Here is a 22,357-nt window from a genome sequence, read left to right as displayed (position 1 = left end):
ATGGGCAAACAAAAGGATAAAGATGAAAAGTTTCACTTTGATATTACTCCACACATAGTTAAACAGCTAGGTGAAGAATTAGTACCTGATGAAGTCACGGCTTTAATGGAATTGATAAAAAATTCATACGATGCCGATGCATCTTATGTCTCTATTGAAATTAATTCTTTTGGAAATTTGAAGGATGATAATTTGTTCTTTAAAGGTAAAGAAGGCTATATCCTAGTTGAAGATGATGGAATAGGTATGGACTTAGAAATCATTTCAAATTCCTGGTTGGTAATATCGTCGTCAAGTAAAAGGTCTTTCAAAAAAGATGGTAATAAAACTAAGAAAAACAGAACCCCTCTTGGCGATAAAGGGCTAGGTCGATTGAGTACACAGAGACTAGCAGATGTTTGTGAGTTTTTCACTAAAATGGAAAAAAAAGAGGGAATCCATGTTGGCTTTAACTGGAAAGAATTTGAAACAAATTTAAAACTAAGTGAAGTTAAAGTACACAAAGAACTTGCCGAATTAACAAATAAAGGCACAAAAATAGTCCTGACTGGTCTAAGAGATAAAAATGTATGGGGAGGTGTTAATTTAGAAAAATTCAAAGCCCAGATAGTACAGTTAATATCACCTTACAAAGAAGACAATAAGCATCCTTTCGACGTTTATCTGAAGGTGAATAACGATGTAATAGATTTGGAGGAATCGCAATTAGCACTTCAGGATTTAGCTATTTCCTCATACTCTTTTGATTTCTCAGAAAATACTTTGACTATCCAAGGTAAGACTAAACTAGAAAAGTTTTTAGGACAAAATTTAAAGCGAGATGACTATCATGAGTTCTTATTGCCAGACAACGGTAAAAAGTTTTCAGAGTATGTTCTTGCTAAAAAAGGTAGAGAGTATATAGATGCTTCAAAAGACAAAAAATACCTTTTTACATTTAAAAAAACATTTGATATTTCCGAAATACCTGATTTGCAATTTGTTGATGGCAAAAAGGCAAATCCAGGAAAATTTAAAGGCAGAATTGATGATTTCCTTTTAGATAATTGGCTCGATGGGGAAGAAAGTATTAAAGACGTTTTTAATAATATAAAAAACTACAAATCCTTTGCGTTAAATCAACTAGGTATTAAAATTTACAGAAACGGTTTTGCTGTTTTCCCTTATGGTTTTGAAAAGAGTTTAGATTGGATGAAACTTGGAGACGATAAAACGCATGGAAAATCCTTTTACTCATTAAGACCTGGAAATGTTATTGGGTATTTTTTAATCGACGAAGGTGAAAATAAAAACCTGAAAGACAAGACAGATAGGCAAGGTTTCATATCCAACCCTTATTCGGACAATTTTATTCAGTTGGCTTACTTTATTAGAGATAATATAAACTCTTACCTAAATGACGTACGAAGGGATTACAATACCTTTTTGAGGGAGTTCAAAACTCAAACTAGCTCAATTAAGACCCAATCCGATGCAATTAAAACGGGAAAAGAACTAGCAATTCAAGCCAAAGAAAATAAGGTTGAAAGTGAAAAAGCACTTGATAGCTTAACAAAATCAAAGAAAGAATTATCAAAAATACATAAAGAACATTCTTCTACTAGCATTCTGTCTACACCTGAAACAGCTAGAATTGCACAATCTTTAGAATCGATTCTTATAGATATTGAAGAGGCTGAATCAGCATTGAAAAAATCCAATTCAATAATTTCTAAAGCTGAAAGAATAAAAGATGTCATAAATATACTTGAACCAAAAATTGAAATTTTAGAAGAACAACTAGAAAATTTTTCTGAATTGGCAAGTTTAGGTCTTACAGCAGAAGCTGTCAGTCATGAATTTGCAACCATAGCCGATAGACTTGGAGAGAGGTCAATATTCTACTCACAGAAGTTAAAAAACAACAAACTGACTGAATCAGATATTTTTGTTTTAATAGAGTATATCAATTCAACTGTTAATGGACTTAAAATTCAATTAAAGCATTTAGACCCATCATTAAAATACAATAAAGAAAAGAGAGAAATAATTGATTTAAGGTCTTATTTCAGAGATGAAGAAGAATACTATAAATCACGATTTGAAAAGAATGGTATAGACTTTATTGTTAACATCGAGGACAACTTTTCTATAAAAATGAATAAAGGAAAATTGACTCAAATAATCGATAACTTAATTAATAATTCTGAATACTGGCTAAAAGAAAAACAAAAAGAAAGTAGTTCTTTTAAACCAAGCATTACTATGTCAGTCAGCAAACCTTGGATGTCCATAAAAGATAATGGTGATGGAGTTTCCAAATCAATAGAAAATCAATTGTTTGAGCCTTTTGCTACAATGAAACCAAAAAATAAGGGACGTGGGTTAGGGTTATTTATAACACAACAGCTTTTGGATGCATCAGGCTGTACAATAGCTTTAGAACCTAAAAGAAATAAATATGGTAAAAAATTCATATTCACCATCAACTTAAACAATGTAATTGAGCAGGAATGACAGAGGAAGATTTAACCAAACAAGCTGTTGATTCAATCCACTCTCTCTTAACAAAAGAGGGAGTAAAAAAGATACTCTACATTGATGATAAGTTTGATGAGGAACAACAAAAGGAATTTTTTATTGGTCAAATGAAAGCTGTAAAAAACAGTCAGAGTTACCCAGATGGGATACCCTTATTTGAAACAATAAACTGGACTTCCCCACAGGCAGTTTTTGAGAAGCAAATACTTGATTTTTGGAATATCCCAGAAAACAAAAAAAAGGGTATTCATGAAATCTGTGAATATATAGGTGGCGATGAAGGAGCAAATGTAATTCCTGCTTTAGAGATAGAAGATTACCTCACTGATTATATAGAGCTACTTACACCCCAAGAGTGGCAGGAAAGGATGCAAGATGAATTACAGCAACTAAACTCAAATGAGACTCTTCTTTGTTTGTTTGACTATGAGTTAAAGGGATTTACAGGGAATAATGGTGAAAAAGATGGTATAGAATTAGCAAAAAGAATTATAGAAAGTAAGGACGGTTCTAAAGTTTTCTGTGGCATTTTTTCTCATAAATATCAAATAGAAGAAGAAGATGAGTATAGACAGCAATACTCGTCAACTTATGATTTAGATATTGAGACTTTCTGTACAATTTCTAAAAAGCGTTTTGGTGAAAAACCAAAATTAACAGCATTCGCTGAAGGAATAAAAAACGTTCTTTCATTAAAGTATATTGAGGATTTAAAGCATAGGTCGATTGATATACTAAAACAGAGCTTCGATAAGTCTATTGATGAAATCAAAGCTTTATCTCCAAAGACATTTAACCAAATTGTACAAAAAGCGTCTTCAAATGAAGGTGTTTGGGAAGCCAACTCACTTTTTAGACTTAACTCAATAATTCAAAATTACTCTAATTATAAATTATTTACAGACGATAATATTAGAAGCCCTTTTGAAACAACAATGTCGAGAATCAGAAATTTAGATTTCATAGATACAGGATATAAATTCCCACACAAAGACCAAAAAGCAATTGATATTCATAAAAAAGAAGTCTACTACGAAAAAGACATAATAAATAAACTACATTTTTCTGTATCAAATGGAGATATTTTTAAAATTGGGGAAAAGGAATATATCCTACTATCACAGCCTTGCAACCTAGCTATAAGGGGAAATGGAAAGAGGGGATATGACTATAATCGAGCATTTTTATTGCCACTTATTAAAGTCACAGATGACACAAAGGAACTTAACTCTATAAGATATGAAAAGTTAAGAAGCGTTACGCCTGAATATAGAACATATGCAGATTTCCCTCTATTTAAAACAATATCACTAGACATTATTGATTTATGTGTATTCAACAAAGATGGTAAGTGCTTTATCGACTTGAACGTTGAAAAAATCGAGAATGATTTAATCCATTACCCTTCATTAGAAAGATATATCAAAATTCATCAGGAATTTAGCAAACAAGGAAGAGCATATATAGCGTTTAATGATATTAAGGGGCAAGTCAAAGGTGAGTTAAAAGGAAAAATAAATATGCTCAATCCATTTTTCAAAAAGCCAGAATGTATAAAAGATTTAAAACTTGGCAATCATAATTTATTCAATGTCAAAAAGAAAACCTTTGATTTTGGTATTCAAAGGATTAAAAACTATCGTTCTCCTTATTCAACCGATTTACTTCAAAAATTTATGCAGTATATGTCGAGAAACGGATTCGATGTTGATTTCACAATAGAATAGAGAATAATAAACCAAATATTAAGTAATATGTTATCTAATAATGATTTGAATGATATTTTAGAATCTTTGACGTATAGTAAAAAGAATTTTGAAGAAACTGAATACCCAACTTACGAAATGAAAAGAGAGCGACTAAATAGAATAGACGAATTAATCAACAAGGTTAAAACGCTGAAAAATGGGTGATTTTTTTAAATATCTCTAACAGTTAACCACCATCATGCAAACACCCTGCCTCCTTCTGATTTTTTGCCCCATACCGTACACGATTAAACAAAAAACTATTATATAAGTAGTTTGAAAAGTAGGAGTCCCAAAGAATAAAATTTTCTTTGATAGATAAGATTTTTTATTATAACTTGCTAAAGCTTCAGTTAACTCTAAAGCCAGACACTACAAGGCTTTCAAAATATCATAAAATCTTTTATTTTGGGGAATATGTGGGGAATATATATAAAAATAATCCTCTAAAAGATTTATTATGAATCAATTAAAGGATTATTATAGTACTCAAGGTGGGAATCGAACCCACACTCCCGAAAGAACTGGATTTTGAATCCAGCGCGTCTACCAATTCCGCCACTTGAGCAAATTTTGGACTGCAAAACTATAAAATTATTTATTACAATCCATCAAAATTAGTGGCTTTTATACTTTTTCAGTCAAAATAAATTCCTAAATTTGCACCTCATTTGTCGAAAGCGTATATAAATCATTATTAAACAAACCATTAGACATGCCTGATTTTGCGACAGAAGCAAAAATTTTCGCTTGTAGCCAAAGTAAAGAACTTGCCCATAAAATAGCAGGTCATTTTGGTGTGTCTTTAGGGAATGTGATTACTTCTACTTATAGCGATGGTGAATTTCAACCGTCATATGAAGAATCCATTAGAGGAACGCGTATTTTTATTATAGGTTCGACGCATCCTGGTCCTCAAAACTTAATGGAAATGTTACTAATGATTGATGCTGCCAAAAGAGCATCTGCTCGACATATCACAGCAGTTTTACCTTATTTTGGATGGGCAAGACAAGATCGTAAAGACAAACCTCGTGTTCCTATTGCAGCAAAACTGGTAGCAAAAATGTTAGAAGCTGCAGGTGCAACTCGAATCATTACTATGGATCTTCATGCTGATCAAATTCAAGGGTTTTTTGAAAAACCAGTTGACCACTTATTTGCTTCAACTATATTTTTACCATATTTAAAATCACTTAATCTTGACAAGCTTACCATTGCCTCACCAGATATGGGAGGTTCTAAAAGAGCTTATGCGTATTCTAAAGCTTTGGAAAGTGATGTGGTTATTTGCTATAAGCAAAGGGCTAAAGCCAATATCATTTCTCACATGGAATTGATTGGCGATGTCACTGGAAAGAATGTGGTTTTGGTGGATGATATGGTAGATACTGCAGGAACCTTAACCAAGGCTGCAGACTTAATGATGGAGAAAGGAGCTATCAGTGTTCGTGCTATATGTACACATCCAATCCTTTCTGGAAGTGCTTATGACAAAATTGAAAACTCCAAATTACAAGAATTGATTGTGACGGATTCTATTCCTTTAAAGCAAGAGCATTCAAAAATTAGAGTTTTAAGCTGTGCAGAACTTTTTGCAGATGTTATGCATAATGTGCATTACAATAAATCAATCAGTTCTAAATTTATAATGTAATTAATATTAATATAAACACAAACAATGAAATCAATTACAATCAACGGATCTAAAAGAGAAAGCGTGGGCAAGAAAGCAACGAAAGCCTTACGTAATGCTGAACAGGTTCCTTGCGTGTTATACGGAGGAGAACAGACAGTGCATTTCTCTGCGCCAGAATTAGCATTTTCTCAACTCGTATACACTGCAAGTGCTCATACAGTTGTGATTGCTTTAGACAATGGAGAAACTTATGATGCTGTCCTTCAAGACATTCAGTTTCACCCTGTAACCGATAGAATCTTACACATAGATTTCTACCGTTTATTTGAAGACAAGGAAATCGCTATGGATATTCCTGTACATGTTATCGGAACATCAAGAGGTGTTCTTAATGGTGGTGTACTTCGTAAAAATAGACGTAAGCTGAGAGTTAAAGCTTTACCTAAAAATTTACCTGACTTTATCGAAGCTGACATCACACCTCTTAAAATCGGTGGTAAACTTTACATCACCCAACTTGAAAGTGACGGATTTAAATTCTTACATCCTGACAATACTGTAGTTTGTCAAGTGAAACGTTCTAGATTAGTCGTAGAAATTGACGATGAAGACGAAGAAGAAGGAGAAGAAGGAGTTGAAGCTTCAGAAGGAGGAGAAGCAACAGCTGCTCCAGCAGAAGGCGGAGAGTCTCAAGAATAAATCTTATTCTTTTATAACAATATTTGAAAGCATTCTAATAATTAGAATGCTTTCTTATTTTTGTAAAAAACCATGAACATCTGGACCTATTTTAAAAATCTGTTCAAATCGAATTCACCACTAATTGATGGAGAAATAAATGCCATGAAAAAATTTCTTATTGTTGGTTTGGGTAATATTGGCGACAAATATGCCAATACAAGACATAATATTGGTTTTAAGATTTTAGATGCCATAGCTGAAAAAGAAGATTTGACATTTGAAACCTTAAAACTTGGTGACTTAACCACATACAAATTTAAAGGACGCTCATTTATTCTTTTAAAACCAAGCACCTACATGAACCTAAGCGGGAAAGCTGTACAGTATTGGTTAACCAAAGAAAAAATCCCTTTAGAAAACCTTTTGGTTGTTACTGATGACCTCAACCTTCCTTTTGGAACCTTACGCCTAAAAACCAAAGGTAGTGATGGTGGTCACAACGGATTGAAAGATATCCAAGATAAATTACAGACCACAAAATACAACCGATTCAGATTTGGTATCAGCGATGCTTTTTCTAAAGGTAAACAGGTAGATTATGTTTTAGGTGATTGGTCTGACAAGGAATCGAAATTACTTCCGGAACGTCTAGAAACATCTATTGAGTTAATCAAATCATTTGGTACTGCTGGAATCAGTAACACGATGAATACCTATAACGGAAAATAAAAAAGGAGGTCAAATGACCTCCTTTCTATATAGTACAGAATAAACTACTTATTCTACGATAATTCGTTTAGTAACTTCATTATTACCATCATTCACAGTAACTAGATACATTCCAGCCTGTACATTGTCAAGGCTAATTGTTTCATTGAAATCACCTGTATTTGTAAATGAGTTTTTGAAGATTTTTCGTCCTCTAATATCGAATACATCTACTTCGATATCTTTTCCTGAATTTGAATTTAACTTGATCGTAAACTCTCCATTGTTTGGATTAGGGAAAATAGCAAAATTATCTTGTTCGAATTCATTGATACTAAGATTCGCTTCAGCACACACTTCAATAGACCAATCATTTAAAGTCCCTGGATCTTGACTAAAGAAATCCTGAATGTAAATCTCCCAATCACCCTGAGCATCCATTCCATTGAAGATACTAAGTGCTTCTTCAGGAGTGAACGTTCCACTTGTTGGACTTCCACAAACTGGAGCGCCTGCAGCATCATCAGAAAACGTGATGTCAAGGTTGTCATTGCTTCCACAACTACCTGCCCATAAAACAGCTTGTGTTACGCCATCAGGATGTGTAATAATAATCAAAAGGTCACTGATGTATGTATGTGAAATATCTACATTAACATTAATACCTTCTATTGTTTGGGAATCTGCAACATTCAAAGTTGTTGTTAAAGGTGCTCCTGGATTGGTTCCTGATAAATCGTTGCCATCAGGAATAGCAAGATTCAAATTATTTGCAGAAGCTGTAGTATTACATTCAACACAATTGTTTTCCAATACAACATCTACCATTTCAACAACTGAGTTTGATGTTCCCGTTACAGTAATTGTATAAACTCCTGGTGCTGTAGCTCCTAAGTTTCCAACTGTCATTGTTACAGAACCATCCGTGTTCAATGACGTTGGAGAGAAACTAACCGTAGCATTAGCAGGTAAACCTGTTGCTGAAAACGTTGTGGTTTCGTTAAAATCCAAAATAGTCGAATAGCTTAAGTCAAAATCAACTTGTGTATCAGTATCTGGGCAACTTGAAACTGGACTGTTATTAGCTGTTAGGCTAAATCCAGGTACAGGAGGTTGACAAACGTTAGGTTTAAATTGAGGCGCTAAAACAGAAGACACATAAGTGTTTACTACGGCCATTTGCCCTGGTGTAAACATGTACATACAGGCATCATTTACATAATCCATGTAATTCATATGAAGAACATATTGACCGGCAACACAACCATCTTGAGATCCGGCTGGTGGACAGTTATAAGTTTCTTGACCTGTATTAGGTGTATCAGCTATTCCATCATCTTGTGCACAAGTTGGCGCACCAGGTCCCCAAGGGTGGTTCAAGTTGTAAAAGTGACCTAATTCATGAGTTACCGTACGACCTAAATTGAATGGTGCACTTGGCACAACACCTGAACCTGGACAACCAGCTCCAGAACCAAAAGCTCCTAAGTTCATAGTTACCGCTTGTCCTGCAGCAACACTACCTCCTAATGGAGAAAATCCTAGAAGTCCGAATCCGATGTCTCTTACAACAAAGTTCATGTAACCTGACCAGTTAGCATCGGCATTTCCTGCTCCACCACCAAAGTTATATCCAATAGTGACACAAGGATTTCCTTCAAGTAATTCTGGATCTAACCCAACTGGATGATTTGATGTAGCAATACAAAAAGAGATATTTGCAGATCCTGGACTAAGACCAGGGTAAAAAATTGAAGCTGCTGGCCACTGAACAATATCTGAATTTGTTGCAGTGTAATCAGCGTTTAAAATATCAATCTGTGTTTGCGCAAGAGCCTCTAAACAAGCTCTGTCAGCTTCATTTGCTTCTGGAAAGTGCACAGCAACTGGAATTTCAATAGTTGCACCTCCACGATTACTAAATTCTCCATTACTAACGCGTCTAGCTAGTTCTTCCTTAAACTTTTTCTGGCTCTCATAGTATTGTTTCGCCATAACAGGATCTTCTAGCATCTCTTCCATATATTCAACCATGCCACAAGTTCGATCTTGAGCATAAATTGAAAATGTCAAAAGAAGCGCAAATACTGTAAAAATAGATTTTAAAGTAAAGTTGTTTTTCATTTCTTTTATGTTATTTAAATATTGTCTTGTGTTAGGACAAATCGTTAATTATTGACTTCAAATCTAATGAAATCAGCTGAGTATTTTAGGGTTTTATTAACAAAAATTTGTTTTTTAACGTATTGTATATGGATTTGATAAGAAAATATTCACAAAACAGTTTCTAGAATTACATTATCTCTATCCTTTTATGGTAACATTGAACTTTATATTTCCTTGGTTTTAGGTTTATAGTTATTTTTACCAAAATAGTTATGACTTTGAAAATATACCGAGAATTAGAATTCTACCCTAAAACACCTTCCGTAGTTACCATCGGAACGTTTGATGGTGTTCATATCGGACACAAAAAAATAATTCAAAGGTTGACTCATGTTGGGAATACAAAAAGTTTGACATCACTTGTTTTAACTTTTTTTCCCCATCCAAGAATGGTGCTTCAAAAAGAAGCTAATATTAAAATGCTCAATACCATTGATGAAAAAATTGATTTATTGTCTAAACTGAACTTAGACGGATTGATTATTAAAACCTTCGACATGAGCTTTGCCAACCTCTCTGCTCGAGACTACGTTAAAAATATTTTGGTTGATGGCTTGAATGCCAAACACATTATTATTGGTTACGATCATCATTTTGGTAAAAACAGAACAGCAGATATTTCTGATTTAAAAAGATTTGGTTTGGAATTTGGTTTTGAAGTTGAAGAAATCTCTGTTCAAGACATACAAGATGTTGCTGTAAGCTCAACCAAAATTCGAAATGCCATTTTAGAAGGTGATTTAAAAACCGCTCAAAGCTATCTTGATCATCCCTATTTTTTAACCGGAACAGTCGTACATGGAAAAGGCCTGGGAAGACAAATTAAATTTCCAACGGCTAACCTTTACATTGAAGAACATTACAAACTCATTCCTAAAAATGGTGTTTATGTCGTCCAATCAGAAATTGATGATGCAACAGTGCATGGTATGATGAATATTGGTTTTAACCCAACCGTAGATGGCACGAAGCAATCTATTGAAATCCACTTTTTTGGAATCGACGAAAATCTGTACAACAAAAATCTAAGAATTAACATCTTAGATCGTTTGAGAGATGAACAGAAATTTGAGTCTGTGTCTTTGCTTCAAGAACAATTAATAAAAGACCAAAATCAAGCTTTAGAATATATAAAAACCCATGAATAAGTGGTTGTTTAAGCATATTGACAATAGTTCGCTTATTGTTTTCAGAGTGCTTTTTGGTGCTCTAATTACTCTTGAAAGTTTTGGCGCTATATTTACAGGTTGGTTAAAACGCACATTAATCGACCCGCAATTTACATTCAACTTTATTGGTTTTGAGTGGCTTCAACCCTTGCCAGGCAACTGGATGTATGCCTATTACGGTGTAATGGGTCTTTTTGGCATTTTTGTCATGATTGGTTACAAATACCGATGGAGTATGTTGGGTTTTACTTTGCTTTGGGCTGGCACCTACTTCATGCAAAAATCATCTTATAACAATCATTACTACTTCTTGATGATCTTAAGTGCTGCTATGATTTTCATGCCAGCCAATCGCTATTTTTCAATTGATGCTAAGCAAAATCCAAACATCAAGAGGTTATCAATGCCTAGTTGGTGCCGATTGTATTTTTATCTTCAACTGTTTATCCTTTACACGTATGCTTCCATAGCTAAAATGTATCCTGATTGGCTTGACCTAACGGTTCCAAAATTATTGATGCAAAGTAAACAACATTATTTTTTGGTTGGTGACATTCTCCAAAAGGAATTTATCCATTACGGTATTGCTTATGGAGGCATTCTTTATGACGGACTTATAATTCCTTTATTGCTGTGGAAGCCAACTCGAAAAATAGCTTTTATTGCTTCTATTTTTTTCCATTTATTTAATTCCTTTATTTTTCAAGTTGGTATATTTCCTTATTTATCATTAGCCTTTGTTGTCTTCTTTTTTGAACCAGAAAAAATTCAAAAGCGTTTCCTAAAACAGAAACCTTTTTATACAGAAGGTAATATCATAGTACCAAGTCGAGCCAAATTATTCAGTTCGCTTTTTATTATCTATTTTATCATTCAAATTGCTTTGCCGCTGAGACATCATTTTATTACAGATGATGTACTATGGACAGAAGAAGGCCATCGCTTGTCTTGGCGCATGATGTTAAGAACCAAAAATGGCATTGCTTCTTTTAGAGTTGTTGATAAAAAAACCGGTAAGGTTTCAATGGTTAATCTTAAAGATTACCTCACCAAAAAACAACGTAGAAATGTTAGCACAAAACCAGACGTTATTTGGCAATTTGCGCAACACCTAAAGCAAGATTATGCTAAGAAGAACCAAGATGTTGAGGTCTATGCTCGTGTTTTTGTAAGTGTCAATGGAAGACCAAAAAAACAACTTATTGATCCAGAAGTAGACCTTGCTAATGTTAAATGGAATCCGTTTAAGCACAGCGACTGGATTTTACCTTCAAAAGAGTCAGAGAATAACTGACAATTGTTTAAATTTGCAGCTTAAATTTTCACTCATGTTACAAGTTGCTTTTATCAGAGATCACAAAGAGGAAGTCATTCATAGATTAGCTATAAGAAATATCGATGCTACTGAAATGATTGAAGAGGTTATTGTCTTAGACGAAGAACGAAGAATGCTTCAAACAAAGCTTGACAATACCTCTGCAGAACTCAATACCATCTCTAAAGAGATTGGAAACCTTTTTAAGTCTGGAAAAGTAGCGGAAGCGAATGCTCTTAAAGAAAAAACGTCACAGTTAAAAGACGATAAAAACAGTTTCAGCGAGCAGCTTAATGTGAAAACCGATGCACTGAATGATTTGTTGTATAAAATTCCTAATACACCAAACACCATTGTACCTCAAGGGAACACAGATGAAAATAACGAAGAAGTGTTCAGAGAAGGTGCCATTCCTAAACTTCATGAAAATGCGTTACCGCATTGGGAATTGGCAAAAAAATATGACATCATTGATTTTGAACTAGGCAACAAAATTACAGGATCTGGTTTCCCAGTATACAAAGGAAAAGGTGCCAAATTGCAACGTGCCTTGATTACCTATTTCCTAGACAAAAATACAGCAGCTGGATACACCGAATACCAATTACCTCATCTAGTTAATGAAGCTTCGGGTTTTGGAACCGGACAATTACCTGATAAAGAAGGGCAAATGTATCATGTAACAGGAGATAACCTATACCTCATTCCAACAGCTGAGGTTCCTGCAACAAATATGTTTAGAGATAATCTGTTAAACGAAGATGATCTACCAATAGCAATAACTGGTTACACACCTTGCTTTAGACGTGAGGCTGGAAGCTATGGTGCTCACGTTAGAGGTTTGAATCGTTTGCACCAATTTGATAAGGTTGAAATCTTAAGAGTGGAGCATCCTAATCGTTCCTATGATGCCTTAACTGAAATGGTCGATCATGTCAAGGGCATTCTCAATGAACTAAAATTACCGTACCGTATTTTGCGCTTATGCGGTGGCGACTTAGGATTTACATCTGCATTAACCTATGATTTTGAAGTCTTTTCCACTGCTCAAGATCGATGGTTGGAAATTTCTTCGGTTTCTAATTTTGAAACCTTTCAAGCCAATAGAATGAAATTGCGCTTTAAAAACAAAGAAGGAAAAACAGAGCTTTGCCATACACTCAATGGAAGTTCGTTGGCTTTACCTAGAGTATTGGCTGGTATTTTAGAGAACTACCAAACTAAAGACGGCATCCAAATTCCTGAGGTTTTAATTCCTTACACAGGATTCGATAAAATTTAATATTTGTAAGAAAATACTTATTTTTAGTCGTTGAAATGCTAAAAAAACACGTTATTCAACGATTTTTTTGCGTTTTTCTTTGTTTTTTGATTAATAATCAGGAAGTTAGTTTCACCAAATCAACACAACCTACTTATTATGAAAAATATCAAACGCATCGTACTTCTAGTTTCGTTAATCGTAATGGCAAGCAAAGTCTTTTTATAAACAACTATTATTTAGAGTTATTTCAGAAAGCCACAGCAGAATAATTGAATCATTTTACAATAGTGATTAATAGCACATTTATTTTGGTTGGTAATGCCTAAACTTATGTTTGGGCATTTTTTTATAAAAACATTCACAATATGTAAGTTGGCTATCTGTTATATTTACATAAATTAGAGGCATGAAGCAGATTTTACTCATACTATTCTTATGTTTTTGCTCGTTTGGTTGGTCTCAAGATGAAGAGCTTGCAGACGATTACTTCAAACGTGGTGAATTTGAAAAAGCCCTTGTGATTTATCAAAAGCTTTATGAATCAAATAAAGGAAATTACAAATACATCTATAAACTGGTTGAAACCCATCAACAACTAGAGCAATATGATGAGGCCCAAATTTTACTTATAGAACGTGTTTCCAATAGAAACAACCCTTCCCTTTTGGTAGAACTCGGTTATAATTACCAATTAAAAGACAATATCGAAATGGCAAAAACGTATTATACGGATGCCATTAAAGAAATCGAAAACAATCCAGTATTTACTTATAGTGTTGCAAAACGGTTTCAAGAGCACAGTCTTTTAGATGAAGCTATCCAAGTGTACAAAAAAGGCATGGAGTTAAATCCGAAACAAAATTTTTATGTACAGCTAGCACGTATATATGGTGAGCTTGGAAACATTGAGCAACTGTTTGTCAATTATTTAAACTATGTAGAAACAAAACCTAATTTTTTAAGTAATGGAAAACGAGCGTTCAGCGATTTTATCTCTGAAAATAGCGACAATGAAAATAATGTGTCCTTGAGAAGGATCTTGCTGAAAAAACTACAAGCTAATCCAGACGAAATTTGGTATGATATGCTGAGTTGGCTCTACATTCAAGAAAAAGCCTATAACAAAGCGTTTATTCAAGAAAAGGCCTTGTACAAAAGAAATCCGGAAAGCTTGAGTCGTATTACAGATCTGGCTCTTACCGCTTTAAATGAAAAGGAATACGAAATTACGGTTTCTATCTTCGAGTATATTTTAGAAAACTCACAAGACATTGAAACACGACTTACAGCACATCAATATTTACTAGATATAGAGACCAGAACAGCTAACAAAAAGGAACTGAAAGCCATTCAGGAAAAGTACCTCCAACTGTTTGACCAATATGGTAAATACGAACAAACTATTGCGCTTCAAATTGCCTATGGTAATTTCTTGGCCTTCGATCTCCATCAACCAGAAGAAGCCAGTACATTTTTAAAGGAAAGCTTAAAACAAGAACTCTCCTTGTTTCAGGAGGCGACAGTAAAATTGAAACTTGGTGATATTTTGGTGTTTCAGGAACGTTTTAACGAAGCCTTAATCTACTATTCGCAAATTCAAGCCAATTTAAAAAATAGCACGATTTCTCAAGAAGCGCGTTTCAAGGTTGCCAAGACCAGTTATTACAAAGGGGATTTCGAATGGGCAGAATCCCAACTTAAGATTTTAAAATCTTCTACCTCACAACTTATTGCCAATGATGCCTTAGACTTAAAACTCTTGATTTCTGATAATATTCTTGAGGATTCACTTCATATAGCTTTGAAATTGTATTCCAAAGCCGATTTATTGGCATTTCAGAATAAAAAAAATGAAGCCATATCGCTTTTAGACAAAATACTTGAAGAACACAAAGGCGAAACCATTGAGGATCAGGCATTGTTTATGCAAGCAAAATTATATGAAGACACTCAGCAATTTGAAAAGGCAGTGACTAATTACCAATATATTATTGCTAACTATAGGGATGAGATTTTAGCAGATGATGCACATTTTTATTTGGCAAACCTCTATCAAAACATATTGGCAGAACCTGAAAAAGCCAAAGACTTGTATGAAAAAATTATTTTTGATTACGAGGACAGCATCTATTTTATTGAAGCCAGAAAACGGTTCCGAATGCTCCGTGGTGACTCCATTAATTAGACTTAAGCAACCATATAATGATACTTGAAACCAACAGACTTATACTCTCTAAAATTGAAATGGAGGATGCGGAATTTTTTTTAGAATTGTTAAACACTCCTGATCGAATCAAATATATTGGAGACAGAAATGTCAGAACTATTGAGGATGCTAGAACCTACATCAAAGATCGTGTTCTCGAACAATACAAAACCCAAGGATTTGGCTACTATAAAATCCAGTTGAAATCTGATCGTCTAAAACCTATTGGTACTTGCGGACTTTTAAGACGTGACGAACTCGAACACCCAGATATTGGGTTTACTCTATTACCAGAATACTACAGAAAAGGCTACGCTTATGAAGCTGTCAAAGCCTTATTGCAATTTCTCAAAACAGATTTTAAAATCCTTAAAGTGTATGCCATCACTTTAGAAGAAAACATAGCATCAATAGCCTTGTTGAAAAAATTAGGTTTATCTTTCCAAAAAACCGTAAAACCTTTTGAAGACGACGAAGAACTTCTGTTATTTGCAAAAGATTTATAGCTATATGGCCTTTTGCATTCTATCGTAAATCCCTTAAAATAGAATTATGATTATTTACAATGTTACTGTTAATGTAGATAACAGCATCCACGACGAATGGTTGGAATGGATGAAAACAGAACACATCCCTCAAGTATTGGGAACCGGAAAATTTGAAAAAGCTACTTTGTCTCAAGTTTTAGTTGAAGAAGAATTGGGAGGAATCACCTATTCCATTCAATATCGTTCCTACTCAAGAGCAGCTCTAGATGCCTATTATAAAGATGATGCCGATAAGCTTCGGAACGAAGGCCTTAAAAAATTTGCTGACAAAATGGTGGCTTTTAGAACTGAACTTCAGATTGTTGATGAGTATTCGGTAAAATTCAATTAAAACATGTCTGTAAGAGCAAAAAAACATTTAGGACAACATTTTCTCAATGACGAATCTATTGCAGAGCGCATCGCTAATAGCCTCAGTCTTGAAGGTTATGATGCAGTTCTTGAAATAGGTCCTGGAATGGGTGTACTTACCAAATATTTGCTCCAAAAAGATGTCGAAACTCATGTAATTGAACTTGATTCAGAGTCTGTTGAGTATTTGAAAGCCCATTTTCTCAACCTCTCCAATCGCGTTCATGAAGCCGATTTTCTGAAATACGACTTGAGTAAGATCTTTAAAGATGTGCCTTTTGCCATCATTGGAAATTTCCCTTATAATATCTCATCACAAATTGTATTTAAAACATTAGAATTGCGAGATCAGGTGCCTGAATTCTCAGGCATGTTCCAAAAGGAAGTCGCAGAACGTATTTGTGCCAAGGAAGGCAATAAGACCTATGGCATTTTATCAGTTTTAACCCAAGCCTTTTACGATGCCGAATACTTGTTTACGGTTCCACCTTCGGTTTTCAATCCGCCTCCAAAAGTTGATTCTGGAGTGTTGCTTCTAAAGCGCAAAGCAAATCTCAATTTGCCATGTAATGAAGCCTTATTTTTTAAAGTGGTTAAAACGGCATTCCAACAACGTAGAAAAACGCTTCGCAACAGTTTAAAAACCTTCAATCTTTCCGATAATTTAAAAGCAAATGTTATATTTGGCAAACGACCAGAACAATTGAGTGTTGCTTCATTTATTGAACTTACGCAACTCATTGAAAAAGACGACAACTAAAAATATTTCGTTTGGCAGAGGAAAAAGAATATAACCAATTTGAACTCACTGATGATCTCATTGAAAATGTTGAGCTTTTAGTTTCCCAACAAGACGATAAAGCATTGAAAACATTACTCCATGAGTATCATTATGCCGATGTAGCAGAGATTCTCAATGAGTTGAATCTTGAAGATTCCTTGTATGTCATCAAACTATTGGATTCGGTAAAAACCTCAGACATCATTACCGAACTCGATGAAGACATTCGTGAAAAAGTCCTGGAAAATCTTTCCTCTAAGGAAATTGCTGACGAAATTGAAGAACTCGACACCGATGATGCTGCTGATATTATTGCCGAACTCCCTGAAGAACGACAAGCAGAAGTCATCTCTCAAATTGAAGACAAAGAGCATAGAGATGAAATCACCGAGCTTCTAACCTATGAAAATAACACAGCTGGTAGCTTAATGGCAAAAGAGCTGGTTAAGGTCTATGAAACTTGGACGGTTGCAGGTTGCCTTCGCCGCATTAGAGGCCAAGCAAAAGAGGTCACTAGAGTACATTCTATTTATGTAGTCGACAAACAAGAAAAACTCATTGGCAGACTATCACTTAAAGATCTTATCGTAGCCAAAAGTGAACAAAAAATTGCAGACATCGCCAAAGACAGTGTCGATTATGTCAATGTAAATGATGATGTGGAAGATGTTGCCAGAGTCATGGCAAAATATGATTTGGAAGCGATTCCAGTGGTAGATGAAGATCTAACTCTATTAGGACGCATTACCATTGACGATATTGTCGATGTCTTAAAAGAAGAAGCCGATAGAGATTACCAATTAGCTGCAGGTATTACACAAGGCGTTGAAGCCGACGATAGTATTCTAGAGTTGACAAAAGCTCGATTGCCTTGGTTGTTTCTAGGATTGGTTGGTGGTATTGGTGCCTTTTTAATCATGGAAGGGTTTGAGGAAGCTTTCAAAGGTGAAGTCTTTGTCTTGTTCTTTTTTACACCCTTAATTGCTGCAATGGCAGGAAATGTTGGTGTACAATCCAGTGCGATCATTGTTCAAGGTTTAGCCAACGATGATGTTAAGGGAAGTATCAATAGCCGACTTATCAAGGAAATGCTACTTGCTGCTCTCAATGGTTTTATTCTTGCCTTGTTTCTCTTTTTGTTTGTTTGGGCAACCAAAGGCGATTTCACAACAGCTTTAGCCATTTCAGTCTCCTTGGTTGCAGTCATCATTGTTGCCGGACTTATAGGAACCTTTGTGCCGTTATTCTTAGACAAAAGAGGGATTGATCCTGCCATTGCTACAGGACCTTTTATCACCACAAGCAATGATATTTTTGGGATTTTAATCTATTTTTGGATTGCGCGATTGATTCTTAATATTTAGGGCGTTCCCTTTTGCTTATCGCCAAAGGTCGTGCTCTTGCCAGTCGCTCTCTTTGAGGAGCTCCAACAATGGCGCCATCACTAACGCAAAAACAAGCTTACATACATGAACATACTTCACCTTGATAGCAACCATCCTCTACTTTTAGAACAGCTCAATGCACTCGGGTTTCACAATGATAAAGATTATACCGCTTCCAAATCAGAAATAGAACGCATCATACACAATTATGACGGCATCATTATTCGTAGTCGCTTTTCTATTGACAGCACATTTCTAGATACAGCTAAAAATCTAAAGTTCATAGGTCGTGTTGGTGCTGGATTGGAGAATATTGATGTAGACTATGCTGCAAAAAAGGGCATTTCTCTCATATCAGCTCCTGAAGGTAATCGAAATGCAGTTGGCGAGCACAGCTTGGCTTTATTGCTGTCGTTATTCAACAAGCTTAACAAAGCAGATGCCGAAGTTAAATCTGGACACTGGTTACGTGAAGCCAATCGTGGCATCGAACTCGATGGAAAAACAGTTGGATTGATTGGTTATGGTAATATGGGAAAAGCCTTTGCAAAAAAATTAAGAGGGTTTGATGTTGAAGTGATTTGCTATGATATCAAATCTAATGTAGCAGATGCCAATGCCAAACAAGTATCTCTAAAAGAGTTGCAACAAAAAGCGGATGTCTTAAGTTTACACACGCCTGAAACACCACTAACCATCAACATGGTAAACCAAGGCTTTATCAATGCATTTTCAAAACCGTTTTGGTTAATCAATACAGCAAGAGGCAAAAGTGTGGTGACCAAAGATTTAGTCTCTGCTTTAGAATCTGGACAAATTTTAGGCGCTGGACTCGATGTATTGGAATATGAGAAATCTTCATTCGAGAATTTATTTTCTACTCAAATGCCTGAAGCCTTTCAATACTTGGTCAATGCAAACAATGTAATCTTAACTCCGCATGTTGCAGGATGGACTGTGGAAAGCAAGGTCAAACTTGCTCAGACTATTGTGGACAAAATCAAAGCAGAATTTTGTTAATTTTAGTCCATGAAAAAAACAATTCTCGTTTTTGGACTCCTTATTTTGGGCTTATTGCTCTTATTTCAACTAAGTAAATATGCTATTTTATCAGGCGATTTAGAAAGTGAATATGCCATTGCCATCATTGCTGTTGTGTTTTTCTTTGTTGGCATCTATCTCAATAAAAAAAGCCTTCATAAAAACAATACTGACACAAAAGAAGTCAATCAAAAACGCATTAAGGAATTGGAGATTAGCGAACGAGAATATGAAGTACTGATAGGTATTTCCGAAGGACTTTCCAATAAAGAAATTGGTGAAAAACTTTTTATTTCAGAAAGCACCATTAAAACCCATGTATCTAACTTGCTTGTTAAACTAAACGCCAAACGCCGAACCCAGGCAATACAAATTGCCAAGCAAGAACATATCATTTAAAATCAATACATTTAGACTTAAGTAGGAGTGCTTTGGTACTTTAGTATGAGTCATCTTTTCATGGCCTCCTATAGTTTTGTGGTATCAATCTTTAAAAGAACAACTTATGACATTAGGCGCATTTTCAATGAGTTTGAGTGTAAAGGACATTCAAGCATCTAAAACATTTTATGAAACCTTGGGCTTTTCAGTTTTTGCTGGAAACATGGAACAAAACTACCTCATCATGAAAAATGGTGATGCCGTAATAGGGTTATTTCAGGGCATGTTCGAACAAAACATCATCACCTTTAATCCTGGTTGGAATCAAAATGCAGAAACTTTAGAATCCTTTGACGATGTGAGAGACATTGAAAAACAACTGAAATCAAACGATATCAAACTAGAAAGAGACACAGGAGATTCCAAATCTGGTCCAGCCAGTATTGTGTTGTACGATCCTGATGGCAATACCATTCTTATTGATCAACACATTTAAACCTTAAAATTTACAATTATGAAACAGACCGTTTTAAGATTTGGCCTTTACGGGCTCGTTTTAGCGACAATATTATTCTTATTGGCTTTGGCCTTTGGAAAAGGATTATCCTATAACACTCAAGAAATTATGGGATATGCTACCATGGTAGCTTCCTTATCTTTTGTATTCTTCGGAATAAAACATTTTAGAGACCGTGTGAACAATGGAAGTGTATCTTTTGGAAAAGCACTTCTTATAGGTGTTTTAATTTCCGCTATGGTAGGTGTTGGAATTGGCATTGCAGATTATATTTATACTACTGTTATTAATCCAGACTTTTCAGAGGAGTTCTTAAAAACATCGATTTCCAACTTAGAAAAAACCTATTCTGGAGCCGAACTTGAAGCTAAAAAACAAGAGATGACCGATTATATGCAAAATTATGGTGGCTCTGGCTTTTTAGCATTTGTCATGTTTGCTACTGTAGTTGTTATCGGGTTTATTCTATCTTTAATATCTGCTTTAATACTACAACGTAAATAAAATAACATTATGCAATACGAAGCTACATCACCAGAAGATTATATTAGTCAGGTACCTGAAGAACGTCAGGATACCTTAAAAAAATTGAGAAACGTTATTAATGATAATCTGCCTAAAGATTTTGAAGAAGGCATCATTTATAAAATGATTGGGTACTATGTGCCACATTCGGTTTATCCAGATGGTTATCATTGCGACCCAAAAACACCTTTACCGTTCATGAGCTTTGCCTCTCAAAAAAACTCTGTCAATTTGTATCACAGTGGTATCTATGCAAAAAAAGAACTGTACGATTGGTTTGTTAAGGAGTTCCCTAAACATAGTAAACGAAAACTAGATATGGGTAAAAGTTGTATCCGATTTAAGAATCTCGATGACATCCCTTATGAGCTTATTGGAGAATTGACTCGAAAAATGAGTTGTAAAGAATGGATTGACACTTATGAAACTGCATTAAAGAAAAAATAACATGAAACAAAGAGTAACTGGAATAGGTGGTCTTTTTTTTAAAAGCAAAGACCCTAAGGCTTCCAAAGAATGGTATCGTAAACATTTAGGTTTCAATACCGATGATTATGGCTGTACCTTTTGGTGGAAAGATAAAAATGGTAACGATTGCTCCACTCAATGGAGTGCCTTTCCTGAAGACACCAAGTATTATGAGCCCTCTAAAAAGGACTTTATGTTTAATTATCGCGTCGAAAACCTTGTTGAATTATTAAAGGTTCTAAAAGAAGAAGGCGTAACCATAGTAGGAAACATGGAAGAATACGACTATGGTAAATTTGCTTGGATACTTGATAATGAAGGCAATAAAATAGAGTTATGGGAACCTATTGATCAGGCGTTTATGTAACAAATGGTTAAAATTATAGACTTATATCTTAAACAATTTTATTAATTTTATAGTCTAACCATAAAATCACAAAACAATGTCTGATGATAACAAAAATTTAAGCGACGATCTTAACGATATGTTAGGCGACGCTAAGGAAGGCGCAAAAAAAGCTGCTGATAAAGCCAAACAAAAAGCCAGTGAGTTTTCTGATGATGCAAAAGAATTTGCAGATGAAGCGAAACAAAAGGCGAATGAATTTTCCAATGAAGCTAAAGAAGTATTTAGTGATGGCAAAAATGTGGCTATTATTGCTCATTTCACATTGATCGGTTGGGTGATTGCTCTCATTATGAACAGCAATAACAAAACTGAATTTGGGTCATTCTATATTAGACAAATGTTAGGCTTAATCATTTTAAGCTTTGTCGGAGTTATCCCTGTCATAGGATGGATTCTTTGGATTGTAGTATTTGTAGCTTGGATTATGAGTCTAGTGAGTGCTTTAGGTGGCAAAATGAAACCTACCTTCCTTTTAGGGGCACAATTTCAAGATTGGTTTAAATCCTTATAAATTATAAAAAAGCGCTAAAGCCTA

21 protein-coding genes and 1 tRNA gene are annotated in these 22,357 nt (G+C 34.8%); 20 read left to right on the top strand and 2 right to left on the bottom strand.

Annotation, left to right across the window (positions count from 1 at the left end; translation table 11 throughout):
• Together AB9K26_RS12795 and AB9K26_RS12790 are read left to right on the top strand one after the other, a co-directional pair.
• Nucleotides 1–2,496 carry an ATP-binding protein gene (locus tag AB9K26_RS12795; RefSeq protein WP_369972947.1) on the top strand — a complete coding sequence of 832 codons (2,496 nt, stop codon included), beginning with the start codon at nucleotides 1–3 and terminating at the stop codon, nucleotides 2,494–2,496.
• Nucleotides 2,493–4,247, top strand: a complete 1,755-nt coding sequence (locus AB9K26_RS12790; protein WP_369972946.1) for a hypothetical protein — start codon at nucleotides 2,493–2,495, stop codon at nucleotides 4,245–4,247. Before AB9K26_RS12795 ends, AB9K26_RS12790 begins: the two co-directional genes overlap by 4 nt.
• Nucleotides 4,248–4,754: 507 nt before the next feature.
• On the opposite strand, the gene AB9K26_RS12785 is transcribed toward AB9K26_RS12790, so the two are convergent.
• A tRNA-Leu gene (locus AB9K26_RS12785) sits at nucleotides 4,755–4,836 on the bottom strand.
• Between the two features lie 147 nt (nucleotides 4,837–4,983).
• Between AB9K26_RS12785 and AB9K26_RS12780 the strand changes: the two genes are divergently transcribed.
• The 3 genes from AB9K26_RS12780 (at nucleotide 4,984) to pth (ending at nucleotide 7,317) form a co-directional block, all read left to right on the top strand.
• Nucleotides 4,984–5,925: a ribose-phosphate pyrophosphokinase gene (locus tag AB9K26_RS12780; RefSeq protein WP_369972945.1), complete on the top strand. Its 942-nt coding sequence runs from the start codon at nucleotides 4,984–4,986 to the stop codon at nucleotides 5,923–5,925.
• Nucleotides 5,926–5,949: 24 nt separating this feature from the next.
• Nucleotides 5,950–6,606 (top strand): 50S ribosomal protein L25/general stress protein Ctc, encoded by a 657-nt coding sequence (locus AB9K26_RS12775; protein WP_369972944.1) that lies wholly within the window; start codon nucleotides 5,950–5,952, stop codon nucleotides 6,604–6,606.
• 144 nt (nucleotides 6,607–6,750) lie between these two features.
• Nucleotides 6,751–7,317, top strand: coding sequence for an aminoacyl-tRNA hydrolase (gene pth, locus AB9K26_RS12770; protein ID WP_369973094.1), 567 nt, complete (start codon nucleotides 6,751–6,753; stop codon nucleotides 7,315–7,317).
• Between the two features lie 48 nt (nucleotides 7,318–7,365).
• On the opposite strand, the gene AB9K26_RS12765 is transcribed toward pth, so the two are convergent.
• Nucleotides 7,366–9,420 carry a T9SS type A sorting domain-containing protein gene (locus AB9K26_RS12765; protein WP_369972943.1) on the bottom strand — a complete coding sequence of 685 codons (2,055 nt, stop codon included), beginning with the start codon at nucleotides 9,418–9,420 and terminating at the stop codon, nucleotides 7,366–7,368.
• A gap of 260 nt (nucleotides 9,421–9,680) precedes the next feature.
• Here AB9K26_RS12765 and AB9K26_RS12760 point away from each other — a divergent pair, with 260 nt between their 5' ends.
• The 15 genes from AB9K26_RS12760 to AB9K26_RS12690 all read left to right on the top strand — a co-directional run bounded on the left by AB9K26_RS12760 (nucleotide 9,681) and on the right by AB9K26_RS12690 (nucleotide 22,333).
• Nucleotides 9,681–10,610, top strand: coding sequence for a bifunctional riboflavin kinase/FAD synthetase (locus tag AB9K26_RS12760; RefSeq protein WP_369972942.1), 930 nt, complete (start codon nucleotides 9,681–9,683; stop codon nucleotides 10,608–10,610).
• Nucleotides 10,603–11,925, top strand: a complete 1,323-nt coding sequence (locus AB9K26_RS12755; protein ID WP_369972941.1) for an HTTM domain-containing protein — start codon at nucleotides 10,603–10,605, stop codon at nucleotides 11,923–11,925. Before AB9K26_RS12760 ends, AB9K26_RS12755 begins: the two co-directional genes overlap by 8 nt.
• 34 nt (nucleotides 11,926–11,959) lie before the next feature.
• Nucleotides 11,960–13,228 carry a serine--tRNA ligase gene (gene serS / locus AB9K26_RS12750; RefSeq protein WP_369972940.1) on the top strand — a complete coding sequence of 423 codons (1,269 nt, stop codon included), beginning with the start codon at nucleotides 11,960–11,962 and terminating at the stop codon, nucleotides 13,226–13,228.
• A 388-nt stretch (nucleotides 13,229–13,616) separates the two neighbouring features.
• Nucleotides 13,617–15,395: a tetratricopeptide repeat protein gene (locus AB9K26_RS12745; protein WP_369972939.1), complete on the top strand. Its 1,779-nt coding sequence runs from the start codon at nucleotides 13,617–13,619 to the stop codon at nucleotides 15,393–15,395.
• Nucleotides 15,396–15,412: 17 nt separating this feature from the next.
• On the top strand, nucleotides 15,413–15,922 hold the full coding sequence (locus AB9K26_RS12740; RefSeq protein WP_369972938.1) for a GNAT family N-acetyltransferase: 510 nt from the start codon (nucleotides 15,413–15,415) through the stop codon (nucleotides 15,920–15,922).
• A 46-nt stretch (nucleotides 15,923–15,968) separates the two neighbouring features.
• The gene (locus tag AB9K26_RS12735; RefSeq protein ID WP_369972937.1) at nucleotides 15,969–16,295 is read left to right on the top strand and encodes a DUF4286 family protein; all 327 of its coding nucleotides are present in this window, start codon (nucleotides 15,969–15,971) and stop codon (nucleotides 16,293–16,295) included.
• 3 nt (nucleotides 16,296–16,298) lie between these two features.
• A complete protein-coding gene (rsmA, locus tag AB9K26_RS12730; RefSeq protein WP_369972936.1) occupies nucleotides 16,299–17,075 on the top strand; it encodes a 16S rRNA (adenine(1518)-N(6)/adenine(1519)-N(6))-dimethyltransferase RsmA in 777 nt (258 codons plus the stop codon).
• A gap of 11 nt (nucleotides 17,076–17,086) precedes the next feature.
• The gene (gene mgtE, locus AB9K26_RS12725) at nucleotides 17,087–18,460 is read left to right on the top strand and encodes a magnesium transporter (RefSeq protein WP_369972935.1); all 1,374 of its coding nucleotides are present in this window, start codon (nucleotides 17,087–17,089) and stop codon (nucleotides 18,458–18,460) included.
• A gap of 105 nt (nucleotides 18,461–18,565) precedes the next feature.
• Entirely contained in the window at nucleotides 18,566–19,501 is a 936-nt protein-coding gene (locus AB9K26_RS12720) for a 2-hydroxyacid dehydrogenase (RefSeq protein ID WP_369972934.1), read from the top strand.
• A gap of 9 nt (nucleotides 19,502–19,510) precedes the next feature.
• The gene (locus AB9K26_RS12715; RefSeq protein ID WP_369972933.1) at nucleotides 19,511–19,921 is read left to right on the top strand and encodes a response regulator transcription factor; all 411 of its coding nucleotides are present in this window, start codon (nucleotides 19,511–19,513) and stop codon (nucleotides 19,919–19,921) included.
• Nucleotides 19,922–20,027: 106 nt separating this feature from the next.
• Complete coding sequence (locus AB9K26_RS12710) at nucleotides 20,028–20,399, top strand: VOC family protein (RefSeq protein WP_369972932.1); 372 nt, start codon at nucleotides 20,028–20,030, stop codon at nucleotides 20,397–20,399.
• Nucleotides 20,400–20,417: 18 nt separating this feature from the next.
• A complete protein-coding gene (locus AB9K26_RS12705; protein WP_369972931.1) occupies nucleotides 20,418–20,924 on the top strand; it encodes a DUF4199 domain-containing protein in 507 nt (168 codons plus the stop codon).
• A gap of 9 nt (nucleotides 20,925–20,933) precedes the next feature.
• The gene (locus AB9K26_RS12700; RefSeq protein WP_369972930.1) at nucleotides 20,934–21,392 is read left to right on the top strand and encodes a DUF1801 domain-containing protein; all 459 of its coding nucleotides are present in this window, start codon (nucleotides 20,934–20,936) and stop codon (nucleotides 21,390–21,392) included.
• A 1-nt stretch (nucleotide 21,393) separates the two neighbouring features.
• Nucleotides 21,394–21,780: a VOC family protein gene (locus tag AB9K26_RS12695; RefSeq protein WP_369972929.1), complete on the top strand. Its 387-nt coding sequence runs from the start codon at nucleotides 21,394–21,396 to the stop codon at nucleotides 21,778–21,780.
• Between the two features lie 76 nt (nucleotides 21,781–21,856).
• Nucleotides 21,857–22,333, top strand: coding sequence for a DUF4870 domain-containing protein (locus tag AB9K26_RS12690; protein ID WP_369972928.1), 477 nt, complete (start codon nucleotides 21,857–21,859; stop codon nucleotides 22,331–22,333).
• Nucleotides 22,334–22,357 lie beyond the last annotated feature (24 nt).

It is taken from the genome of Psychroserpens sp. XS_ASV72 (genome assembly GCF_041224425.1).
Lineage (GTDB): Bacteria > Bacteroidota > Bacteroidia > Flavobacteriales > Flavobacteriaceae > Psychroserpens.
This window is presented reverse-complemented; position numbering and strand designations above follow the sequence as displayed.